Source organism: Granulicatella balaenopterae (genome assembly GCF_900111135.1).
Taxonomy (GTDB): domain Bacteria; phylum Bacillota; class Bacilli; order Lactobacillales; family Aerococcaceae; genus Granulicatella; species Granulicatella balaenopterae.
In genome coordinates this window covers 21,712-40,630 of sequence record NZ_FOGF01000012.1, presented here as the reverse complement: position 1 = coordinate 40,630, position 18,919 = coordinate 21,712, and the positions used below count along the sequence as shown (strand labels likewise).

Genomic DNA, 18,919 nt, shown 5'->3' with positions numbered 1-18,919 from the left:
ATCCTATTTCCATACACTTATATAAGGATAAGTTTGAGCAAAACCTTGATAAATGTAATTGTATCCCCAATATGTAAACATATACATAATGATACAAGCTTTTACTACTATTTTTAGATCTTTCTTATATATTCCTTTAGCAATAAGTGGATATGATAAAATATTATAAATTGAAAAATAAAGGCCTATTCTACCAGCTTGATCTGAAACTGTACTCAATTGGTTTAATATTACATCTATAATCATTGTTGCAAGAAAAAAAGGTATTTTATCATCAACTTTAGATACTTTTTTCCAATTAATTAAAAGTAAGAATAGTACAGGTGTTTTCATTATAAACTCACTTAATAAAAACGTTAAATTTCCATTCAAATATGAATTATAATAATAATTCATATTTATCATATCAAATATAGCCTCTAACTTATTTGCCGATATTAAGAAAATTACGCTAAAGATAGTTATAATTACCACTCTATTTAATTGTTTATCTAATATTTTTCTTCTAAAAACTACTATATTTATTTTACTACTATTAGTAAGATAAATATACATTACTGGCATCAACAAGCTAATTAATGCACTTTTGTGGAAAAGACTTGCAAATACAACATAAGCTATATATTTTAAATATTGTTTTTCATAAATATACTTAAAAGCATAAAAAAGTATCGCTACAGCAATAAATTGTCTCATTAAATTCAGACTAGAATTAAAAAACATCAGATAAAATACCATCATAGAAAAAATTACATCACCATTCCAATATTTAATACCTTTATATATCGGTATAATCGTCATCATTGCGATTATTGTAAGTAAAACGTTTAGATTACCAAACAGTTTTGTAGTAATATATACTAATAAATTAAACCCCAATTCTATACTAGATACATACCGCGTACTCAGCCTTGCTTGCAAGTAATCAAATAACGAATTTGACTCTTGTGCAATATCAAATAGAGGCTTTACATATACTTGAACATCTGTACCAATTAAATCTGATCGTAATCCTGCTAATAAACTAGGGATTATTATTCCAATAATTGTTAATATCTTTGAGTTTTTTTTACTTTTCGTTTTTTCACTAAAATAAAAAAACAAACATGACGTCAAAAAACATATTAGATAAATACTCACCCTTTATCACCTTCTTTTAAATACTCAAATACCGTTATCCATTTCTTAAATATATTATCTCCCAATTCATTTTTTATTTTAATAGCGTTTAAAGATATTTTTTTAGAAAAATCTTGATTACCTACTATTTTTAACATTGCCTCAACTAATTTTTCTTTATTATTAACTGGAATTAAAATACCATTATAATTACTTTTAACAAACATTCTTGCTCCACCTATAGGGCAGTCTGTTACTATTGTTGGAACTCCTATACTTAATGCTTCTAACATCGAGTTTGATATTCCTTCATGATTTGATGTCGACACATATATACTTGCATTTCTTATACTTTCTAACACATTATTTTGAAATCCTGGTAATTCCACTTTTCCACTAAGGTTGTCATCTATTATTTTTTTTTCAAGATTTTTTCTTTCCTCACCTTCACCATATATAATCAATTTATAGTCATCATAAATTTTGGAAAATTCAGCAAATCCTTCTATTAATAATTGAAAATTTTTATCACTTGATAATCTCCCAATCGCAACTATTTCTTTTTTTCTTTTTCCTTTATATGGAGTTGGTAAATCAGATACATCTAACGGATTAACAATTACTGTTTTTATTTTTTTGAATTTTTTATAATAATTCGCAGCATCTTCGGTTTGGAATACCATAGCATCTGCTAAGCTATATAAACCCATTTTTCTAAAAATAATATTTCCTATTACATCTTTTATATTTTTAGTATTAGTAAAATAAGGATCTGCTCGTTCTACCATAATTATTTTATTGTTTATTCCTATGTTTGCAAGCACTGTATAAATTGTTACGATGGGTAAAAACGGCACTAAAATATCTATTTTTTCTTTTTTTATTATTTTGCGTAACTCACGAATTCTAGTAAATAACTTAAATTTACTATCTTCACTTTTAATTCTATAACAGATTACTTGATCTGATATCCTATAAGTTTCCTTTCTTTCTCTTAAAATGACTAATACTACACTAACACCTAATTTTGCACAACCATTAGAAAGTATTGATATTACCCTTTCAGCTCCACCATTTGTTAATGAGCCTGTTACAAACATTACTCTTATTTTATTCATCCTTTATTACCTTTCTATAAAAACATGCCTATTTATTATTTATCTTCTAAAATATCTAAATAAAATTTTTGATAGTTTTTACTCATTATTACAGCTGTTAAGTTATTAGTTACAGTTAAATAACTATATTCCCCCATACTATTTAAATCTTGATTATATATCCAGTCTATTTTTTCTGTTAAGTCTTTAATATCACCTAATTTATATACTGCACCCATTCTATGATCTAAATCATAAACTTCTTGATGTTGAGGTATATCTGACATTAACAATGCAACTCCTGCTGCCATTGCTTCTAACACACCATTTGGCATTCCTTCAGACTTACTAGTAGTTGCATATAAATCTGTAACTTGTAAATATTCTTCCACATTACTTACATTACCTGCAAAAACTATATTCGTATGTTTTTTATATTTCTTTTCTAAATCAGATTTATCGATTCCATCGCCAAGTAATAATAATATTACATCTTCTTTGTATTGAGAATTTATTACACCTTGAATCAATTCTTCTTGATTTTTTCTATCAAATAAAATTCCAGAATAAGTTATCACCTTTTTATTTTCTGGTATATTTAACTTCCTTTTTAGCTCTTTCTTTTCAGATTCCTTCCCTCTTGTATATTTAGTCATATCCACGCCATTTCTAATAAATGGAATTTCTATTCCTTCTTTTTCTCTATGAATATCACTAAGACTTTTTGAACATGTAACAAAAGGGTTTCCTTGTTTTAAATTGTTCTTTATTATATGCATATCTTTATAAGCTAACATCCTCCCGATATACTTACCGTATTTTGATGGGTAATCTTCATAACAATAATTTCTTAAAGTAACTAACTTTTTAGCATCTTTATACTTTGAACATAGATTATACGGTGGCATACCTAATCCGATAATTAAATCTGGTTTGATTTCAGAAAATAATTTTTTCAATCTTCTTTTTCCGGTCATAACGGCACCAAGCTTATTTGTTTTTAAACAGTATGTTTCTTTACAATATTGTTTATACTTATCTTTCATACTATCGTTAAAATTTTCCTCAAATAATGTAACTAAAACCGGTTCAAACATTTCTTTGTCTAAATTTTTAATAATATTTAACGTTTGATTCATTGGACCTGTTTTTTTACAATTTGTAATAACATATACTATTTTATATTTTTTTATCTTTTCCATATTACTCCTTTTAAAATATATTATTAATTATATCTTCAAACTTTCTATTAAATAATTGATTGTTACTATTCATAGCACTAGGCATTGTTTGAATTATACTATCATAATTAATAACTATATCTTTTAATTCTTTAACATTATCTATTACTATTATATTTCCTTGTCTTTCTTCAACCGCCTTAGCAAATTCTAATTGATGATCATTAACGTGTTCATCAAATACTTTTTTTCTTGGTACTACAATTGGTATTTTGCCAACTTGTAAAGGCATAATAAAGCTAGAAGGTCCACCATGAGTAATAACTATTCTTGCCTTTTCAATATTTTTTATCATTTCAGTGTATGGAAATAATTTGCTCCATACACAATGCTTAGGTTCATATGTACTATACCCTGTTTGAATTATTATTTCCTCAGTTATTATTCCATTTGCTTTTAAGGTATCTACACATTCTATTAGTCTATTAAATTGTTGCTCATGTGTTCCGACTGTAACAAATATCATTTTTTTCTCCTATTAAAATATACTTCCTAAATTAACAGCTTTAGGATAAACTTTTTTCATTTCTTCCCATTCTACAATAAATTCATCCGCTATTGGATAAACTAATTTTCCAGTAATTGTCGGTTTATCAATTCGATCAAAAACTTCAATATACACTACTTTTGCTCCCATTAATTTACCCACATAAAAAAATGGTACTGCAACTGCAGCTCCTGAAGATACAATTAAATCTGGCTTTTCTTTTCGTAATACTTTTATCGCTAAAATAGTATTCTTAATCAGTGCTTTAATACTACGATTAGTTGGATAATAACACGGATACATTTTTTCTCCTTCTAAGATGCTTTGTGCATCTACTTTATCAAAAGTTACCCAAAATCGTTCTTTATTCTTCCAAAAAGGTTTTAGCATATACAAATGCGTCAAATGACCTCCTGAAGAACCTACTAAACATACTTTCATTGTTCCACCTACCTAGTATTTATTTTCCTTCCATTACTCCATAGATTCGTGCTTTTGTTTTATTTAATTCATTATCATCAATATTTGTAATGTATAGGTTTTGTCCTCGCATTGAATAACACTCTGTTGACATTGATCCATGACCTGTTAAATCTTGTGAATCAAATGTATATTCTTGTCCTGATTCAATTTGTTCATTTACAAGTGCAGCCATTTCTTCAAGTGTTAGATTTGTTTGAACAGATTTTGAGATAACATCTAAATATTGATCATAGTTTAATAAGATGGCTGGTGTTAACATCTTTTTAATAATTGCTGTGATAACTTTTTCGTGGTTACGTCCACGGTCATAGTCACCACTTGATAAGCCATAACGTTCACGTACGAATGGAAGGACTGTATCAGCAGTTAGCGTCACATTGCCTTCAGGAAAGTCAACATTTCCGTGTAATGATACAAATGATTGGCTATTATACACTTCAATACTACCTAATACTTTCATTAAGTTCATTAATGTGGTGAAGTTTACTCGTGCATAGTAATCAATATCAATATCATATAAGTTTTCTAATGTTGCCATTGATGTTTCTACGCCATAAATTCCTGCGTGGGTTAATTTATCGTATTGGTCGTTACCTGGCCCTGGAACTTTGACAAAGCTATCTCGTGGTGTATTGGTTAACAGAATTCGTCCTGTATCTTTATTGACTGTTACTAGTACATTTGAGTCGGAACGAGATACTTTATCTAAAGCGCCGTAGGTATCAATTCCACTTAAGTAAATATTTAATACTCGTTTTTCAATTTTGTCTTTAATTTCTTTTTTAGAGACTTTTGGTTGTTCTTGTTCTTTGGTTAATACTTTTTCAAAGATAATTTTCGTATGATCAAGATAGTCTGGATCTACAGATTCAATTAAGCTTGCATATGAAGCGTTAAGTATCATTGCTGGAACTTTTTTATCTTTTAAGGCTTGATAAGATTCTCCATATGATTGAGTCTCTTCTAAAGTAATCTGATTATTAGCTAAGTCTTCTGATAATTGGTCAATATTAGCTTTATCAAATGTTACTGGTGCACTAATTGATTGACCTGCTAAATCTTTTAATGTTGTACTATCACTATCTTTTAGAGCTAGTACATACATGGTCTCTTCATTAATTGCAGTTTGGTTCATTTCACTAAAGGCATCAATGGTCACCTTAACTTTACTAATCCCAAAACCACATAATAAAACTAATAGTAACTGAACCCCAATGAGAGTCTTTCGCAATTTAAAACCGTATAATGCAGCAATTACTCCTATTAAAATAATCACAATCAAACTTGCAATCTTTAAACTAACAAAGCGATATGAAATCAGTAATAATAATAACCAAGAAAATAAAGCAACTAGTATGCATGTTAAAGCAATATTAATATAGTTTAATGATTTATTTTCTTTTTTTTCCTTTACTCTTCTCATTAATTTTCCTCATTTCTGATTGTCTTTTCTTAAAGATAAAGTATTTTTATCAACTAGATGATCTAGCTAACAAAAATACTTATTCTTTCTGTATTATTTTGCTCCTTTAGATTTAAAGACTACTGCTACTGTTTTTAGTAACAATTTGATATCTAAACCTAAATTCCAATTATCAATATAACTTCTGTCTAATCTAACTACTTCTTCAAAGTCAGTAATTTCACTACGGCCTGCTACTTGCCACATTCCTGTAATTCCAGGACGCATTGCTAAACGGCTTTTATGATGTAATTCGTATTGTTTATATTCATCTACAGTTGGTGGTCTTGTTCCAACTAAGCTCATATCTCCTTTTAAAACATTTACAAATTGTGGTATTTCATCAATACTTGTCTTACGAATGAAATGTCCGATTGGTGTAATTCGTGGGTCATTTTCCATTTTAAACATCAAACCATTCATTTCATTATTTTTCATTAGTTCAGCTTTACGTTCTTCGGCATCCATATACATTGATCTTAGTTTATAAAGATTAAATATTCGTCCATTTTTACCTACTCGTTTTTGTACAAAGAATACATTCCCGGGTGAATTAATATAGATAATCGGGATAACTACCATTAAAATTGGTATTCCGATAATTAATCCTACTATAGAACCACAAATATCCATTAATCTTTTAATGAATAGATTTCTCTCTGATATGCTATTATTGCAAGCTGTTGCTACATTTAATTTTCCTAATGTATTAATTGTTGCATGTGGATGATTTACTTTCCAATTATATAAATTATAATGTACTGTAATCCCCATTGATAATAATTGTTCAACTAGCTCTTCACGTCCTGAATAAGAAACATGACTAATTAACACTTCATCGATTAAATGTGTACGAACATATTCAACAATTCCATCAATACTATATGTTGTGTCAATTCCTTCAATATTTTTATTGCAATCATCTAAAAAGCCAATTGCAGCAACTTTATAATTAGAATCTAGACTTTCTTCTGCTAACTCTTTGGCTGCTTTAGCATATTTTGAATTCGTCACAATCATTATTTTTTTGCATTTATGATATTTATTAGTTGTTTTTAATATTTCTTTAATTGTAACTCTAAAAGAATAAACCATAATCCAACTGATAATAAACCATATTCCAATAAATAATCTTGAAAAAATTGCTGATATTTTAAAAACGAAGAATACGGAAATCATAATAAGGAAAACAATACAAGTAAAATATGTAACACTGACGAACTCTTTAAAATAGCCTCTTTTATCAATACTTTTATAATTTTCTGCAAAGAATACTACTAAAAAACTGATAATGGCACATCCTGTTGAGATATACACATAATGTTCATCTATTGATATACTTCCTATTGATCCATTGAGTTCATACGCAATAATTAATGCAATTTGTAAAGCAAGCATATCGCTAATTAAGAACATCCAATTTTTAAATATTCCATTTTCTTCTTTTTCAAACATATTAACCTCTTTTATATTTTATTTTTATCCTTACTAGTGTTCATACTTCCCATATTTCTGATAATATCCTTTACCACTGTGTTTTACTTTGTTTAAGATGACGCCTAGGATTGGGCTGTTTGTTTTTTCAAGTTGCTTTTTGACTTCTTGTTCGTCTTTGTGGCTGACTGTTCCACTTTCAATGACCATGATGATGCCGTCGCAACTTTCTGCGATAACGGCTGCATCGATTACACTTCCAACTGGTGGTGCATCGATTAAGATATAGTCATAGTAATCTTTTAATGAATTCAATGTCATTGAGAATAGGTCACCTTCTAGTAATTCGGCCGGATTTGGTGGTACGGGTCCTGAGAAGATGATATCTAATTTATTGACATTTGTGCTGTAGATGACTTCTTCAAGGCTTGCTTGATGTGATAAGTAATGTGATAAGCCTTTATTAGCACCGATTGCTTTTAGTTTGGATACTAGGCTTGATTTACGTAGGTCACCGTCGATAATTAATACTTTTTGGCCACTTTCTGTTAAAGTACGAGCTAAGTTAATAATTGTCGTACTTTTACCTTCTGCTGGTGAGTAGCTTGTGATTGTAATGGCTTTTTTTTCTTTACCGCAAAATCCTAAGTTCGTTCGTAATGCTTTATAGGCTTCATTGGCGAAGTAGTCCATATAAGGTAAGTTAATTGTGATTTGTTCCATTATTTAGTGCCTCTCTTTCCACGTCTTGCAGTTGTTGGTTCTGTTGATGTTTTCTTTGTTGCTTTTGCTTTTTTTACTGCTTTATGTGCTTTTTTATGACTTTTGTTTAATTCTTCGTCATATGGGATTGCTCCTAAGACACTTAAACCTAAGTATTGTTCTACATCATCAGTTGTTTTGATTGTGTCATCCATTAAGTGTTTTACAATAAGGAATGCAATAACTACAAAGCAACCTAATACACCTGCTGCTAAGACATTACGCTTTACATTTGGACTTGAGGGTCTTAGTGGTAAGTTAGCTGGGTCAACAACTTTTACTGCTGCTACATCCATTACTTGTTCGATTTGTTCTGAACCTTCTTGGCGAACGCTATCGGCTAATGTTTGGGCCATTTCAGGGTCTTTATCGGTTACTTTGATATTGATAACACGAGTACCATTTTTAACGTCGATATTAATTTGACCAGCTAATTGATCTGGTGTTGCCTCTAGGTGATTAGCTTTTACGACTTCATTCATTACTGTGCGGCTTTTGATTAGTTCTGCATAGTCTTGTGTTAATAAAGTGTTCTTAGCTAGGTCTGAATTGGTTAAGTTATCTTTTTCTGAATCAGATAAGACATAAAGACTTGTTTCTGATTGATATAATGGCGTTACGAATAGTTTTGTTCCGATACCTGCTAGGACTGCAGAGATTATTCCTACTATTAAAATAATGCCAATTTTGTTTTTTAAGATTTGGAAAATCTCAGCTAAGTCAATTTCTACTTCTTCTCTTACTTCGTTATTATTCATTGGTTCCCTTCCTTACTGCTTATTATATAATTTTAAATTGCCAATATTACTTATGTTATAATAAAAAACGGTTACACTCAACGCTTTTCGTTAAAATTCCTATATTTATATATTTATGACAACTTTATCCTCTATTATGCTCTATTAATAGTTCTTTTGGCCGTTCGCATAATAGATAGTGTGCTTCTTCTTCCCCTAATAGCTTGATTAGGCGCTTTTTGCAGGCTGCCATTCCTGGTATTCTTGTGGTTAGATTGTGTCCATCTGTACCAACTAGATCAATTAGGCCTTCATCTAACATTTTAGTGGCAAGTCGTTTTTGTTTGTAGCCTGATTTACCGGAGATGGTATCAGCATTGACTTGAATATAGCACCCCATTTCTCTTAAAGTAACAAGATTATCTAGATCTTTTACTAAGTCTGGATAACGTTCGACATGGGCTACTAATGGGACATAACCATTAACGATTAAGTGATACAATCGTTCGCGAATAAAGTTAAAGCTATGTGCTGATGAGAATTCTGTCAATAAAATAGTCGAATTCCCTAAACAATAGTGACTTGGGTCTTCATTCAATGTATCAATCATTTCCATATTAACGTGGAATTCACGTCCTTGTAGTAGTTCGAGGTCAGGATGGATAAGTGCTACGGTTTCTTTTAGGATTTGGTAGCGAGTTGATACTTGTTGTACAGTTGGTTCGAACATCCCTTTACGATAATGTGGTGTAAGAATAATCGTTCTGACGCCTGCTTGATAATCATTCTCAATTAAGGCTAGTGATTCTTTAATATTTTTGGCACCATCATCCACTCCGAATATGAAATGATTATGTACATCATATATTCCGTTCATTGTATGCCTCCTTTATTATTTTATTTTATATGCATTTCGGATTGTGATAAAAAGGCATCATTCTACCGAATTCCCTATAATGGTATCATATATCCTAGTTCTTGTTAACACATTTTAGATATAAATGAATTTAATTTTTACGAATTATATTTTATCGACATAATTCGTATATAAAACGAACAAAAGCATTCGGTTATTTGTATTTTCATAACTTCTATATTTTTTATTGTAACATATTTATGGCGATTTTTTGTTTTTTGGTGATTTTTTGCTTGACATTTTTATTTTTCGTCATGTCGTTTTAATAAAAAGAGAGACCCGTCTTTATGACAGATCTCTAGTTGTTTATTTCTGTACTTCTTCTGTATATTCGCATTGGCTACATTGGACTTGCTTGCCGCCTTTAACTTTTTTCTCAACTAGGTATGAGTTGCATTTTGGACAGTTGCGGGCGATTGGTTTGTCCCATGAGACGAATTCGCATTCTGGGTAGCTATTGCAGCCGTAGAAGATGCGATTTTTCTTAGATTTTCTTTCAATGATGTCGCCTTTGTGGCAATCTGGGCATTTGACGCCGATTTCTTTGACGATGGCTTTGGTGTTATGGCAGTCGGGGAAGTTACTACATGCATAGAATTTTCCGAATCTACCTAACTTGATGACCATGGGATGACCGCATTCTTCACAATCAAAGCCAGCTGGTTCGTCTTTTATTTGGACTTTTTCGATTTGTTCTTCGGCTTTATCGACTTCAGCTTTGAATGGTTTGTAGAAGCGATCGATAACTTTAATCCATTCTTCTTTACCAGCTTCGACTTGGTCTAGTTCGCGTTCCATTTCAACGGTGAAGCTTGTGTCGACGATATTTGAGAAGTAGGTGCTAATAATGTTATGGACGATTTCTCCTAGTTCGGTTGGTTCGAATCGTTTGGCAACTAACTTCACATAGTAACGTTTTTGGATTGTTTCGATGGTTGGCGCATAAGTTGATGGGCGACCAACACCGATTTCTTCAAGGGTACGTACTAATGTTGCTTCTGAATATCGTGATGGTGGTTGGGTGAAGTGTTGTTCAGGTAATAGTTCTTGTAATGTTACTTCATCGCCAACTGCTAAGATTGGTAGTGCATTGTCTTTTTTGTCGCTCTTTTCTTTATAGACTTTTTGGTAGCCTAGGAATTTAATGGTAGAGCCATTCGCTTTAAAGATATGTTGGTTTTGCTCAATCTCTACTTGTACGGTATCATATACGGCTGGTGTCATCTGACTTGCCATAAAGCGTGACCAAATTAAGTTGTATAGCTTGTATTGATCCTTGGTTAAGTATTTTTCGATTGAAGCTGGGGTACGCATTGCTGATGATGGACGAATGGCTTCATGGGCATCTTGCGAACCTTCTTTTTGCTTAGTCTTGGTCGGTGTTGTTCTTAGATATTCTTGTCCGAATTCTTGTAGAATATATTCTATTGCTTCGGCTTTAGCTGTCTCAGAAATACGTGTTGAATCGGTACGCATATAGGTAATTAGACCGACAGAACCTTGGCGTCCAAGTGATACTCCTTCATATAATTGTTGTGCAACCATCATTGTCTTACGTGTTCTAAAGTTTAGCTTATTAGAAGCGTCTTGTTGTAAGCTACTAGTTGTGAATGGTAATGCAGGATTACGCTTTCTTTCTTTTTTGGTAACTTTTTGGACATGGAATGGTTTTGTCTCGTCTAAGTCTTTTAGTACTGCTTTGACATCTGGTTCTTTTTCTAATGCTTTTTTCTCATTTTGATAGCCATAATAATTCGCAGTAAAGTTGCTGCGTTGTTTTTTGAATTTTGCTGTTAATGACCAGTATTCTTCTGGTTGGAAGGCTTTGATCTCATTCTCACGGTCGATAATTAATTTTAAGGCGATACTTTGCACACGGCCAGCACTTAAACCTTTTTTAACTTTCTTCCATAATATTGGTGAGATGGTATAGCCGACTAAGCGGTCTAGTAGACGACGAGCTTGTTGGGCATCTACTAAGTCCATATCAATCTTTCTTGGATGTTGACGGGCATTTTTGACCGCATCTTTGGTTATTTCATTGAAAACCATTCGATTCTCTTCATTAATATCTAAATCTAATAAATGAGCTAAGTGCCAAGCAATCGCTTCCCCTTCTCTATCCGGGTCACTTGCGAGGTAGACTTTATCTGCTTTTTTTGCTTCACGTTTTAAAGATTTGATTAAATCTCCTTTTCCACGAATGGAGATATAGTGGGGTTCATAATTATTCTCCACATCAATTCCCATTGTGCTTTTTGGTAGATCACGTAAATGTCCTTTACTTGCTACTACTTTAAAGTTTTTTCCTAAATAACGTTCAATTGTTTTTGCTTTGGTTGGTGATTCCACGATCACCAAATTTTTCTTAGCCATATTCAGTCCCCTTTCTTAGGATGACTATCTTCTATGAGTCGCTTTTCATCATAAATTATCTATCACTGGTTTGTCAAACGGTATTTATTAATTTCTATCTTTTTTTAGCTAAAATGCTTGATTTGACGCATTTTATTTTTGTGAAAAAATTACGAAAAAATGACTCTCCCCCCACTTTTGGAAGAAAAGCCATTCTAGTATTTATTCGAAAGAGTCTTTGAAGACGTGTTTATTTTTGATAAAGTAGTCTGCTCCTGAATAGACTGTAAAGAATAAACATACATATAAAAGGATAGTGCCAATTGGAAGTCCGATCGCTTTGAATGGTAAATCATCTATTAATAAGAAAATAATAGCAAACATTTGCGTCGCAGTCTTGACCTTCCCTGGCCAGGCTGCAGCTAGCACTTCACCGTCTGTTACTAAAAGAATTCGTAATCCAGTAACAGCTAATTCACGGCAGATAATAATACTAACAACCCATGCTGGCGCTAAGTCTAAGCTAACAAGACTAATAAAAGCCGTCATCACTAACATTTTATCAGCCATTGGATCAGCAAACTTACCAAAATTAGTGACTAGGTGATACTTTCTAGCAATAGCACCATCTAAAAAGTCGGTAATACTCGCTAAAGCAAAGATAACCATCGCCAAAAATAACATGGGATTAACTTGAGAACTTAAAATATTCCAAGTCGATTGTGATGGAAAAGAGACCACTAAGATAAATAGTGGAATCATTAAAATTCGTAATATGGTTAATTTATTTGGTAGATTCATTCCATTACCTTCCTTAATTTAAATAGAAATTCACATCTGTTGCGTTTGAATCATATGGCAGATCTACATGAATTCCGTTCACATAGATATCCCCTATTGGACGGTAGCCAAATTCAACATTAATAACGCCTGTTCCTTCATTAGCAATCGCATTAAATGTCGCACCACTAAGAAAGACATCATCCACTACTTCCTCACCATCAAGTGTGATTTTTGACCATAAATTCGCATCCCCTTGATTAGAAATAACAACTTCTACTGGATAGCTAATTCCTTGGACTGAATAGTTCACTGTATCTGCGTCATAGCCAATATTAGTGACATTCCCTTGTACTACTTGGTTTTGAATTGGTGCTGGGGTTGGGGCTGGTTCCGGCGTTACTTCTTCACTTGATACTTCTTGTGAAGAGGTAGTTGTTGTATTGTTTGTATCTGTTTCTTCTGGCTTTTGGCTTGTAGCTTCTGGTTCACTTGATTCTTGTGTACTTTCTGAAGTTGCTTGTGAAGATTCGGCTTCACTTGATTCTTCTGCTTGTGATGATTCAGCTTCACTTGATTCGACTAGTGAGCTTTGGCTTTCGGCACTTGGTTTAAGTGTTTCATTGCCATCTTTAAAAGCTTTATACATGGCAAAGACAGTCGCTAGAGCTAACATCGCAATTAAAATTGTTGGAATATAGCGTTTGAATTGATTCACACTATGATCCACTGCCGCTTGAGTTGTCGGCTTAACATCTTGACGACTTGGCGCTACTGGTGTGGGTTCTATATTCTCTTCCTCATGCTCTGATTCTTTTGCTATTGGCTGTGATACTTCTCGTACTGGAACTTCTTCCGGTGTCTTAGTTGCTTGTGGTGCAACTGGTTGTACAGGCGCTACTGGTTCGACTACTACTGGTGCATCTTTTTGCTTTAGGTAATCAATTACAGCATTCTCTCCATCCAAGCCAACGGTATCTGCCACTTGCTTAATAAAGGCTTTTGTATAAAATTCACCTGGCATAATATCATAGTCACCCTCTTCAATGGCAATTAGATATTTCTTTTGAATCTTCGTCATTTGTTGCAAATCGTCTAACGTATACCCTTTACTTTGACGTGCTTTTTGTAATTTATTTCCGATTGTTTCTTCCATTGATTTCACCAACTTTTCTTTTATTTCTTTGGTTAGTATATCATAAATTAAGCTTTAAGCAAAACCTCTATCGCATTTTGTTAGCTAATTGAGACAATTCTAGTCTTTGGAAGATTCATTTTGACACAAAAATAGGATCAAGGATTTTACTCATCAACCCTATAAATTATAGAACCCCCAAAAAAAGACCAAGATTGCTCTTGGTCTAAAATAATTATTATTTTGATTTGATATATGTTGTACCGTTTGCTGCTGGACCTTCTGATTTTCCGATGAATCCAACTAATACAACGATTGTAATGATGTAAGGAGCGATATTTAGCCATACTGACGGGATATCTTGGATAACTGGGATATAGTTACCAATTACACCTAAACTTTGCGCTAAGCCGAATAATAAGGCTGATAGCATAACACTGATTGGATTCCATTTACCGAAGATCATCGCTGCAATCGCAATGAAACCTTGACCTGCAATAGTAGCATGTGAGAAGTTCAATGTAATTGATTGAGCAACGATAGAACCACCGATTCCGCCTAAGAAGCCAGAGATTAATACCCCGAAGTAACGCATTTTGTATACATTGATACCTAATGTGTCAGCTGCTTGTGGGTGTTCCCCTACTGAACGTAAACGTAAACCGAATTTTGTTTTAAAGATAATGAAGTGACATAAGAAAGCCACTAAAATCGCTAAGTAAGCTGGAGCTGATGTATCTGTGAAGAAGATCTCTCCAATTACTGGAATTTTGCTTAATAATGGGAATGTTACTTTCCCGAAGTTTTGTGTAATAATTTCTGTTTGACCTTTTTGTTCGAACATTACACGAGTTAAGAAAACACATAATGCTGGTGCTAAAAGGTTCATTACTGTACCTGATACAATATGGTCAGCACGCCAGTTAATAGTTGCTACGGCATGGATTAGTGAGAATAAGCTTCCGACTACTCCTGCAATAAGCATAGCAATCCATGGTGTTGCTGCGCCGAATGTACCAGCATAGCGTAAGTTAAAGATAACAGCTACGAATGCACCAATAACCATAATCCCTTCCAAACCAATATTTACAATACCACTACGCTCAGAAAACGCTCCACCTAGACCAGTGAAGATTAGCGGTGTTGAATATACCAACATTGAACTAACGATAATTGATAATAATGTCATTAAATCCATCTTAATCCACCTTCACTTTCTTAGATGCGCTAATTTTGTCTAATGCTAAACGAATTAGATAGTCTGTACCTACAAAGAAGATGATTGAAGCCATTACGATACTTACAACTTCTTTTGGTACACCAGCATTGATTGGCATTGAGTTACCACCGATACGTAAGACCCCGAAGATTAATGAGGCAAATACAATACCGAATGGGTTACTTGAACCAAGTAATGCTACAGCTAAACCATCAAATCCAATATCTGGTAACGCACCAAATGTGAAGATATTTTGGAATGTTCCTAGACCTTCCATTGCTCCACCTAAACCAGCTAAACAACCTGAAATCATCATTGATAAGATAATATTTTTCTTAGCGCTCATACCGGCATATTCAGCAGCGAACTTGTTTAGCCCTACTGTTTTCAGTTCGAAACCTAGAGTTGTTTTATTCATAACAAACCACACAATAAACACTGCTGCAATGGCAATAAAGATACCTGCGTGAAGTGTCGAATGTTGTGTTAAGTTTGTAATCCAATCTGCTCTTAATGAAGCATTTTCAGAAATTTTTGGAGTGGCATCTGATTTATCTGTTAAGATATTACGCACGATATAATTCGTCACTGATAAAGCTGTATAGTTCAGCATAATAGTTACGATAACTTCACTTGTATTGAAATAAGCTTTTAAGAAACCAGCAATACCTGCCCAGATAGCCCCACCTAACATACCAGCTAAGATACATACTGGTAAGCAGATAATTTTTGGTACATCTGGAATTAACATAGCACACCATACTGACGTTAGCCAACCAACTAAGGCTTGTCCGGCAACCCCGATATTGAAGAAGCCAGCATTATTTGCTACTGCAAACCCTAGCCCAACTAAGATTAATGGTGTTGCTTGACGTAATGTTTCACCAATGTAGAATGGTTTACCTAATGAGGCTTTGATCATGGCACTATATCCAGCCACTGGATTATAATTAAAAATTAACATAATAATTGCTCCGACTAAGAAACCTAGTAAAACAGATAAAACAGGAACTAAAAGAGAACGTAATTTAGATTGTTTCATCTTTTACACTCCCCTCTTTATGTAATTGTTTTTGAACTTCTTCACGACTTGTACCCGCCATTAATAGACCAAGTTCAGTCTCTGAAGTGTTCTTCGCATCAACGATATCAACGATTTTTCCTTCGTACATAACTGCGATACGGTCAGCTACGTTTAAGATTTCATCTAATTCAAAACTCATTAATAATACGGCTTTTCCATGGTCACGTTGTTCGATTAGACGTTTGTGGATGAATTCAATCGCCCCTACGTCAAGTCCACGTGTTGGTTGTGCTGCAATTAATAATCCTGGGTTACGATGGATTTCACGAGCAATAATCGCTTTTTGTTGGTTACCACCTGATAATGCGCTAGCAGGAACTTTCTCATTGACACAACGAACATCGAATTCTTCAATTAATTCTTTTGCTAATTTTTCGAATTCTTTTTCATTTAAGATACCTTTATGTGATAGAGGTTCTTTGTAGTATGTTTGTAGGCCAATATTTTCTTCTAGAGGCATTTGTAATACTAATCCATGGCGGTGACGGTCTTCTGGGATATGTCCTAGACCTGTTTCTGTAATCTTACGTGGTGCTTTATTGGTAATATCTTCTCCTAATAATTCTACTTGACCACTTTCTACTTTACGTAAACCAGTGATGGCTTGAATTAATTCTGATTGACCATTACCATCAACCCCTGCGATTCCGACTACTTCACCAAAATGAATATCCAAGTCTAATGAATCGACTGCTGTTAAGTCACGATTGTCTTTTACGACTAAATCTCTAATAGATAAAGCAACACCATTTGGTTTTGGATCTTCTTTTTCAGTCTTAAATGATACTGAACGTCCAACCATCATATCAGCTAATTCTTGGTTAGAGACATCTTTTACGTTGACTGTTTGGATAGACTTACCACGGCGGATAACTGTACATCTATCTGCTACAGCTTTAATTTCTTTTAATTTGTGTGTGATTAAAATAATTGACTTACCTTCATCAGTTAAGTGCTTCATAATATCCATTAACTCATCAATTTCTTGCGGCGTTAATACAGCTGTAGGCTCATCAAAAATTAAAATATCTGCACCACGGTAAAGAGTTTTGATAATTTCAACACGTTGCTCCATGCCGACTGTGATTTCTTCGACTTTTGCATCTGGATCAACTGTCAAATGGTATTTATTTGACAATTCCATGATTTGTTCACGAGCAACTTTTTCATTAATCACACCGAAATGTGATACTTCTTTTCCTAGAATAATGTTTTCAGTAACAGTAAAGTTTTTAACTAACATAAAGTGTTGGTGAACCATTCCGATTCCTAACTTGTTAGCGACATTTGGTGAGTCGATCTTTACTTCTGTTCCATTTACCTTAATTGTTCCTTCTGTTGGTTCAAGTAAGCCTGACAAAATATTCATTAAAGTTGATTTTCCTGCACCATTTTCTCCTAGTAGTGCGTGAATTTCACCTTTTCTTAAGTTTAAGTGAATGTTGTCATTTGCTTTAAATGTTCCGAACTGTTTTGTAATACCTTCCATTTCGATTACATATGGTTGGGTAGACATATAAGGTACCTCCTTTTCAATACGTGATGTAAATATAATTATAGGCTATTTTACCTAAAAACGCTATCATATTTTTAATATTTCTTAAACATTTTCTGATTTTCATTCATTTTCATTCGTTTTTTACTTGAATTCTTAGTTTTCAAGTACTTTTTGTTCCATTTCTTTCAGAATTTCTTTGATTTCTTCGATTGAGTGGGCATTGGCTCCTGATGCTAATGGATGCCCTCCGCCTTCGTGTCTAGCAGCGATATCGTTAATAATGACACCTTTTGAACGCAGACGACAGCGGTAGAAGCCATCTTTTTCAACGAAGATTCCCCAACATTTTACGCCTTCAATAGTTCCTGGCAATGATACTAGGGATGATGTTTCTGAATCTTTGACACCGAATTCATCTAGTAAGTCTTTAGTTAAAAGAATATTCGCGACGCCTTGTTCAGAAATTTCTAAATTTTGATAGATGTATCCTGATAATTTTGCGACATTTCTTGGACGAGTAATCATTTGATTGGCTACTTTGCTATGTTTGGAACCAAAGCTTGCTAGTTTGGACATAATGCGGAATGTCTCTGAAGATGTTGATGGATATAAGAAACGTCCCGTATCACCAATAATTCCGGCTGCTAAAAGCGTTGCGGCTTGTTCATTCATTGGTAGGCCATCTTGCAAAGTAAAGCTAATGTCACCAATGATTTCACTACAGCTTGAGGTATTCGAATCAACATATTGCATATCTGCATACTGATCAACGTCTGGGTGGTGATCGATTTTAATGGTTTTGGGTGCCATTTCAAGCGGATATGGTGTGTCGATTCTTGGCTGGTTCGCCGTATCGGTAATAATAACTAATGAATGCTGAAAGATATCTTCTGTGACTGGTTGATCCATTGACCCAATAAATAATAAATCATCTGGCATGTCGCCTAATGCATAAATTACTTTGTCTGGGTATTTAGCTTTTAATAAACTTTTTAACCCTAACTGTGATCCTAATGCATCAGGGTCAGGATTTTGATGACGTAAAATAATAATTGAATGGTATTCTTCAATAGTTTCCATAATTTCTTTGTAGTGTACTACTTTATTCAT

At 33.3% G+C, this 18,919-nt stretch carries 17 protein-coding genes; all 17 read right to left on the bottom strand.

The annotated features are described in order from the left end of the window. Positions 1 to 3: 3 nt before the first annotated feature. Positions 4 to 1,140, bottom strand: coding sequence for an EpsG family protein (locus BMX09_RS04150; RefSeq protein ID WP_089746442.1), 1,137 nt, complete (start codon positions 1,138 to 1,140; stop codon positions 4 to 6). After that, positions 1,137 to 2,237 (bottom strand): glycosyltransferase, encoded by a 1,101-nt coding sequence (locus tag BMX09_RS04145; RefSeq protein WP_089746441.1) that lies wholly within the window; start codon positions 2,235 to 2,237, stop codon positions 1,137 to 1,139. The genes BMX09_RS04150 and BMX09_RS04145 overlap by 4 nt, the downstream gene beginning before the upstream one ends. A 35-nt stretch (positions 2,238 to 2,272) precedes the next feature. Continuing rightward, a complete protein-coding gene (locus BMX09_RS04140; protein ID WP_089746440.1) occupies positions 2,273 to 3,418 on the bottom strand; it encodes a glycosyltransferase in 1,146 nt (381 codons plus the stop codon). Between the two features lie 10 nt (positions 3,419 to 3,428). After that, a complete protein-coding gene (locus BMX09_RS04135; RefSeq protein ID WP_089746439.1) occupies positions 3,429 to 3,923 on the bottom strand; it encodes a glycosyltransferase in 495 nt (164 codons plus the stop codon). A gap of 12 nt (positions 3,924 to 3,935) precedes the next feature. Further along, positions 3,936 to 4,385 (bottom strand): PssD/Cps14F family polysaccharide biosynthesis glycosyltransferase, encoded by a 450-nt coding sequence (gene pssD / locus BMX09_RS04130; protein WP_089746438.1) that lies wholly within the window; start codon positions 4,383 to 4,385, stop codon positions 3,936 to 3,938. A gap of 19 nt (positions 4,386 to 4,404) precedes the next feature. Then, positions 4,405 to 5,850 (bottom strand): LCP family protein, encoded by a 1,446-nt coding sequence (locus BMX09_RS04125; RefSeq protein ID WP_089746437.1) that lies wholly within the window; start codon positions 5,848 to 5,850, stop codon positions 4,405 to 4,407. 93 nt (positions 5,851 to 5,943) lie between these two features. Further along, the gene (locus BMX09_RS04120; RefSeq protein ID WP_089746436.1) at positions 5,944 to 7,344 is read right to left on the bottom strand and encodes a sugar transferase; all 1,401 of its coding nucleotides are present in this window, start codon (positions 7,342 to 7,344) and stop codon (positions 5,944 to 5,946) included. A 33-nt stretch (positions 7,345 to 7,377) separates the two neighbouring features. Then, entirely contained in the window at positions 7,378 to 8,046 is a 669-nt protein-coding gene (locus tag BMX09_RS04115) for a CpsD/CapB family tyrosine-protein kinase (RefSeq protein ID WP_089746435.1), read from the bottom strand. Next, positions 8,046 to 8,843, bottom strand: a complete 798-nt coding sequence (locus BMX09_RS04110; protein ID WP_089746434.1) for a YveK family protein — start codon at positions 8,841 to 8,843, stop codon at positions 8,046 to 8,048. The genes BMX09_RS04115 and BMX09_RS04110 overlap by 1 nt, the downstream gene beginning before the upstream one ends. 124 nt (positions 8,844 to 8,967) lie before the next feature. Continuing rightward, positions 8,968 to 9,699 (bottom strand): CpsB/CapC family capsule biosynthesis tyrosine phosphatase, encoded by a 732-nt coding sequence (locus BMX09_RS04105; RefSeq protein ID WP_089746433.1) that lies wholly within the window; start codon positions 9,697 to 9,699, stop codon positions 8,968 to 8,970. A 345-nt stretch (positions 9,700 to 10,044) separates the two neighbouring features. Beyond that, positions 10,045 to 12,114, bottom strand: a complete 2,070-nt coding sequence (gene topA, locus BMX09_RS04100; RefSeq protein WP_089746432.1) for a type I DNA topoisomerase — start codon at positions 12,112 to 12,114, stop codon at positions 10,045 to 10,047. A 201-nt stretch (positions 12,115 to 12,315) separates the two neighbouring features. Next, positions 12,316 to 12,894 (bottom strand): CDP-diacylglycerol--glycerol-3-phosphate 3-phosphatidyltransferase, encoded by a 579-nt coding sequence (gene pgsA / locus BMX09_RS04095; protein ID WP_089746431.1) that lies wholly within the window; start codon positions 12,892 to 12,894, stop codon positions 12,316 to 12,318. Between the two features lie 13 nt (positions 12,895 to 12,907). Further along, positions 12,908 to 14,029, bottom strand: coding sequence for a helix-turn-helix domain-containing protein (locus BMX09_RS04090; RefSeq protein WP_089746430.1), 1,122 nt, complete (start codon positions 14,027 to 14,029; stop codon positions 12,908 to 12,910). A gap of 217 nt (positions 14,030 to 14,246) precedes the next feature. Then, a complete protein-coding gene (locus BMX09_RS04085) occupies positions 14,247 to 15,206 on the bottom strand; it encodes an ABC transporter permease (protein ID WP_089746429.1) in 960 nt (319 codons plus the stop codon). Position 15,207: 1 nt separating this feature from the next. Then, a complete protein-coding gene (locus BMX09_RS04080; protein ID WP_089746428.1) occupies positions 15,208 to 16,269 on the bottom strand; it encodes an ABC transporter permease in 1,062 nt (353 codons plus the stop codon). Beyond that, positions 16,256 to 17,827 carry an ABC transporter ATP-binding protein gene (locus BMX09_RS04075; RefSeq protein ID WP_089746427.1) on the bottom strand — a complete coding sequence of 524 codons (1,572 nt, stop codon included), beginning with the start codon at positions 17,825 to 17,827 and terminating at the stop codon, positions 16,256 to 16,258. Before BMX09_RS04075 ends, BMX09_RS04080 begins: the two co-directional genes overlap by 14 nt. A gap of 135 nt (positions 17,828 to 17,962) precedes the next feature. Further along, a complete protein-coding gene (locus BMX09_RS04070; RefSeq protein WP_089746426.1) occupies positions 17,963 to 18,919 on the bottom strand; it encodes a DHH family phosphoesterase in 957 nt (318 codons plus the stop codon).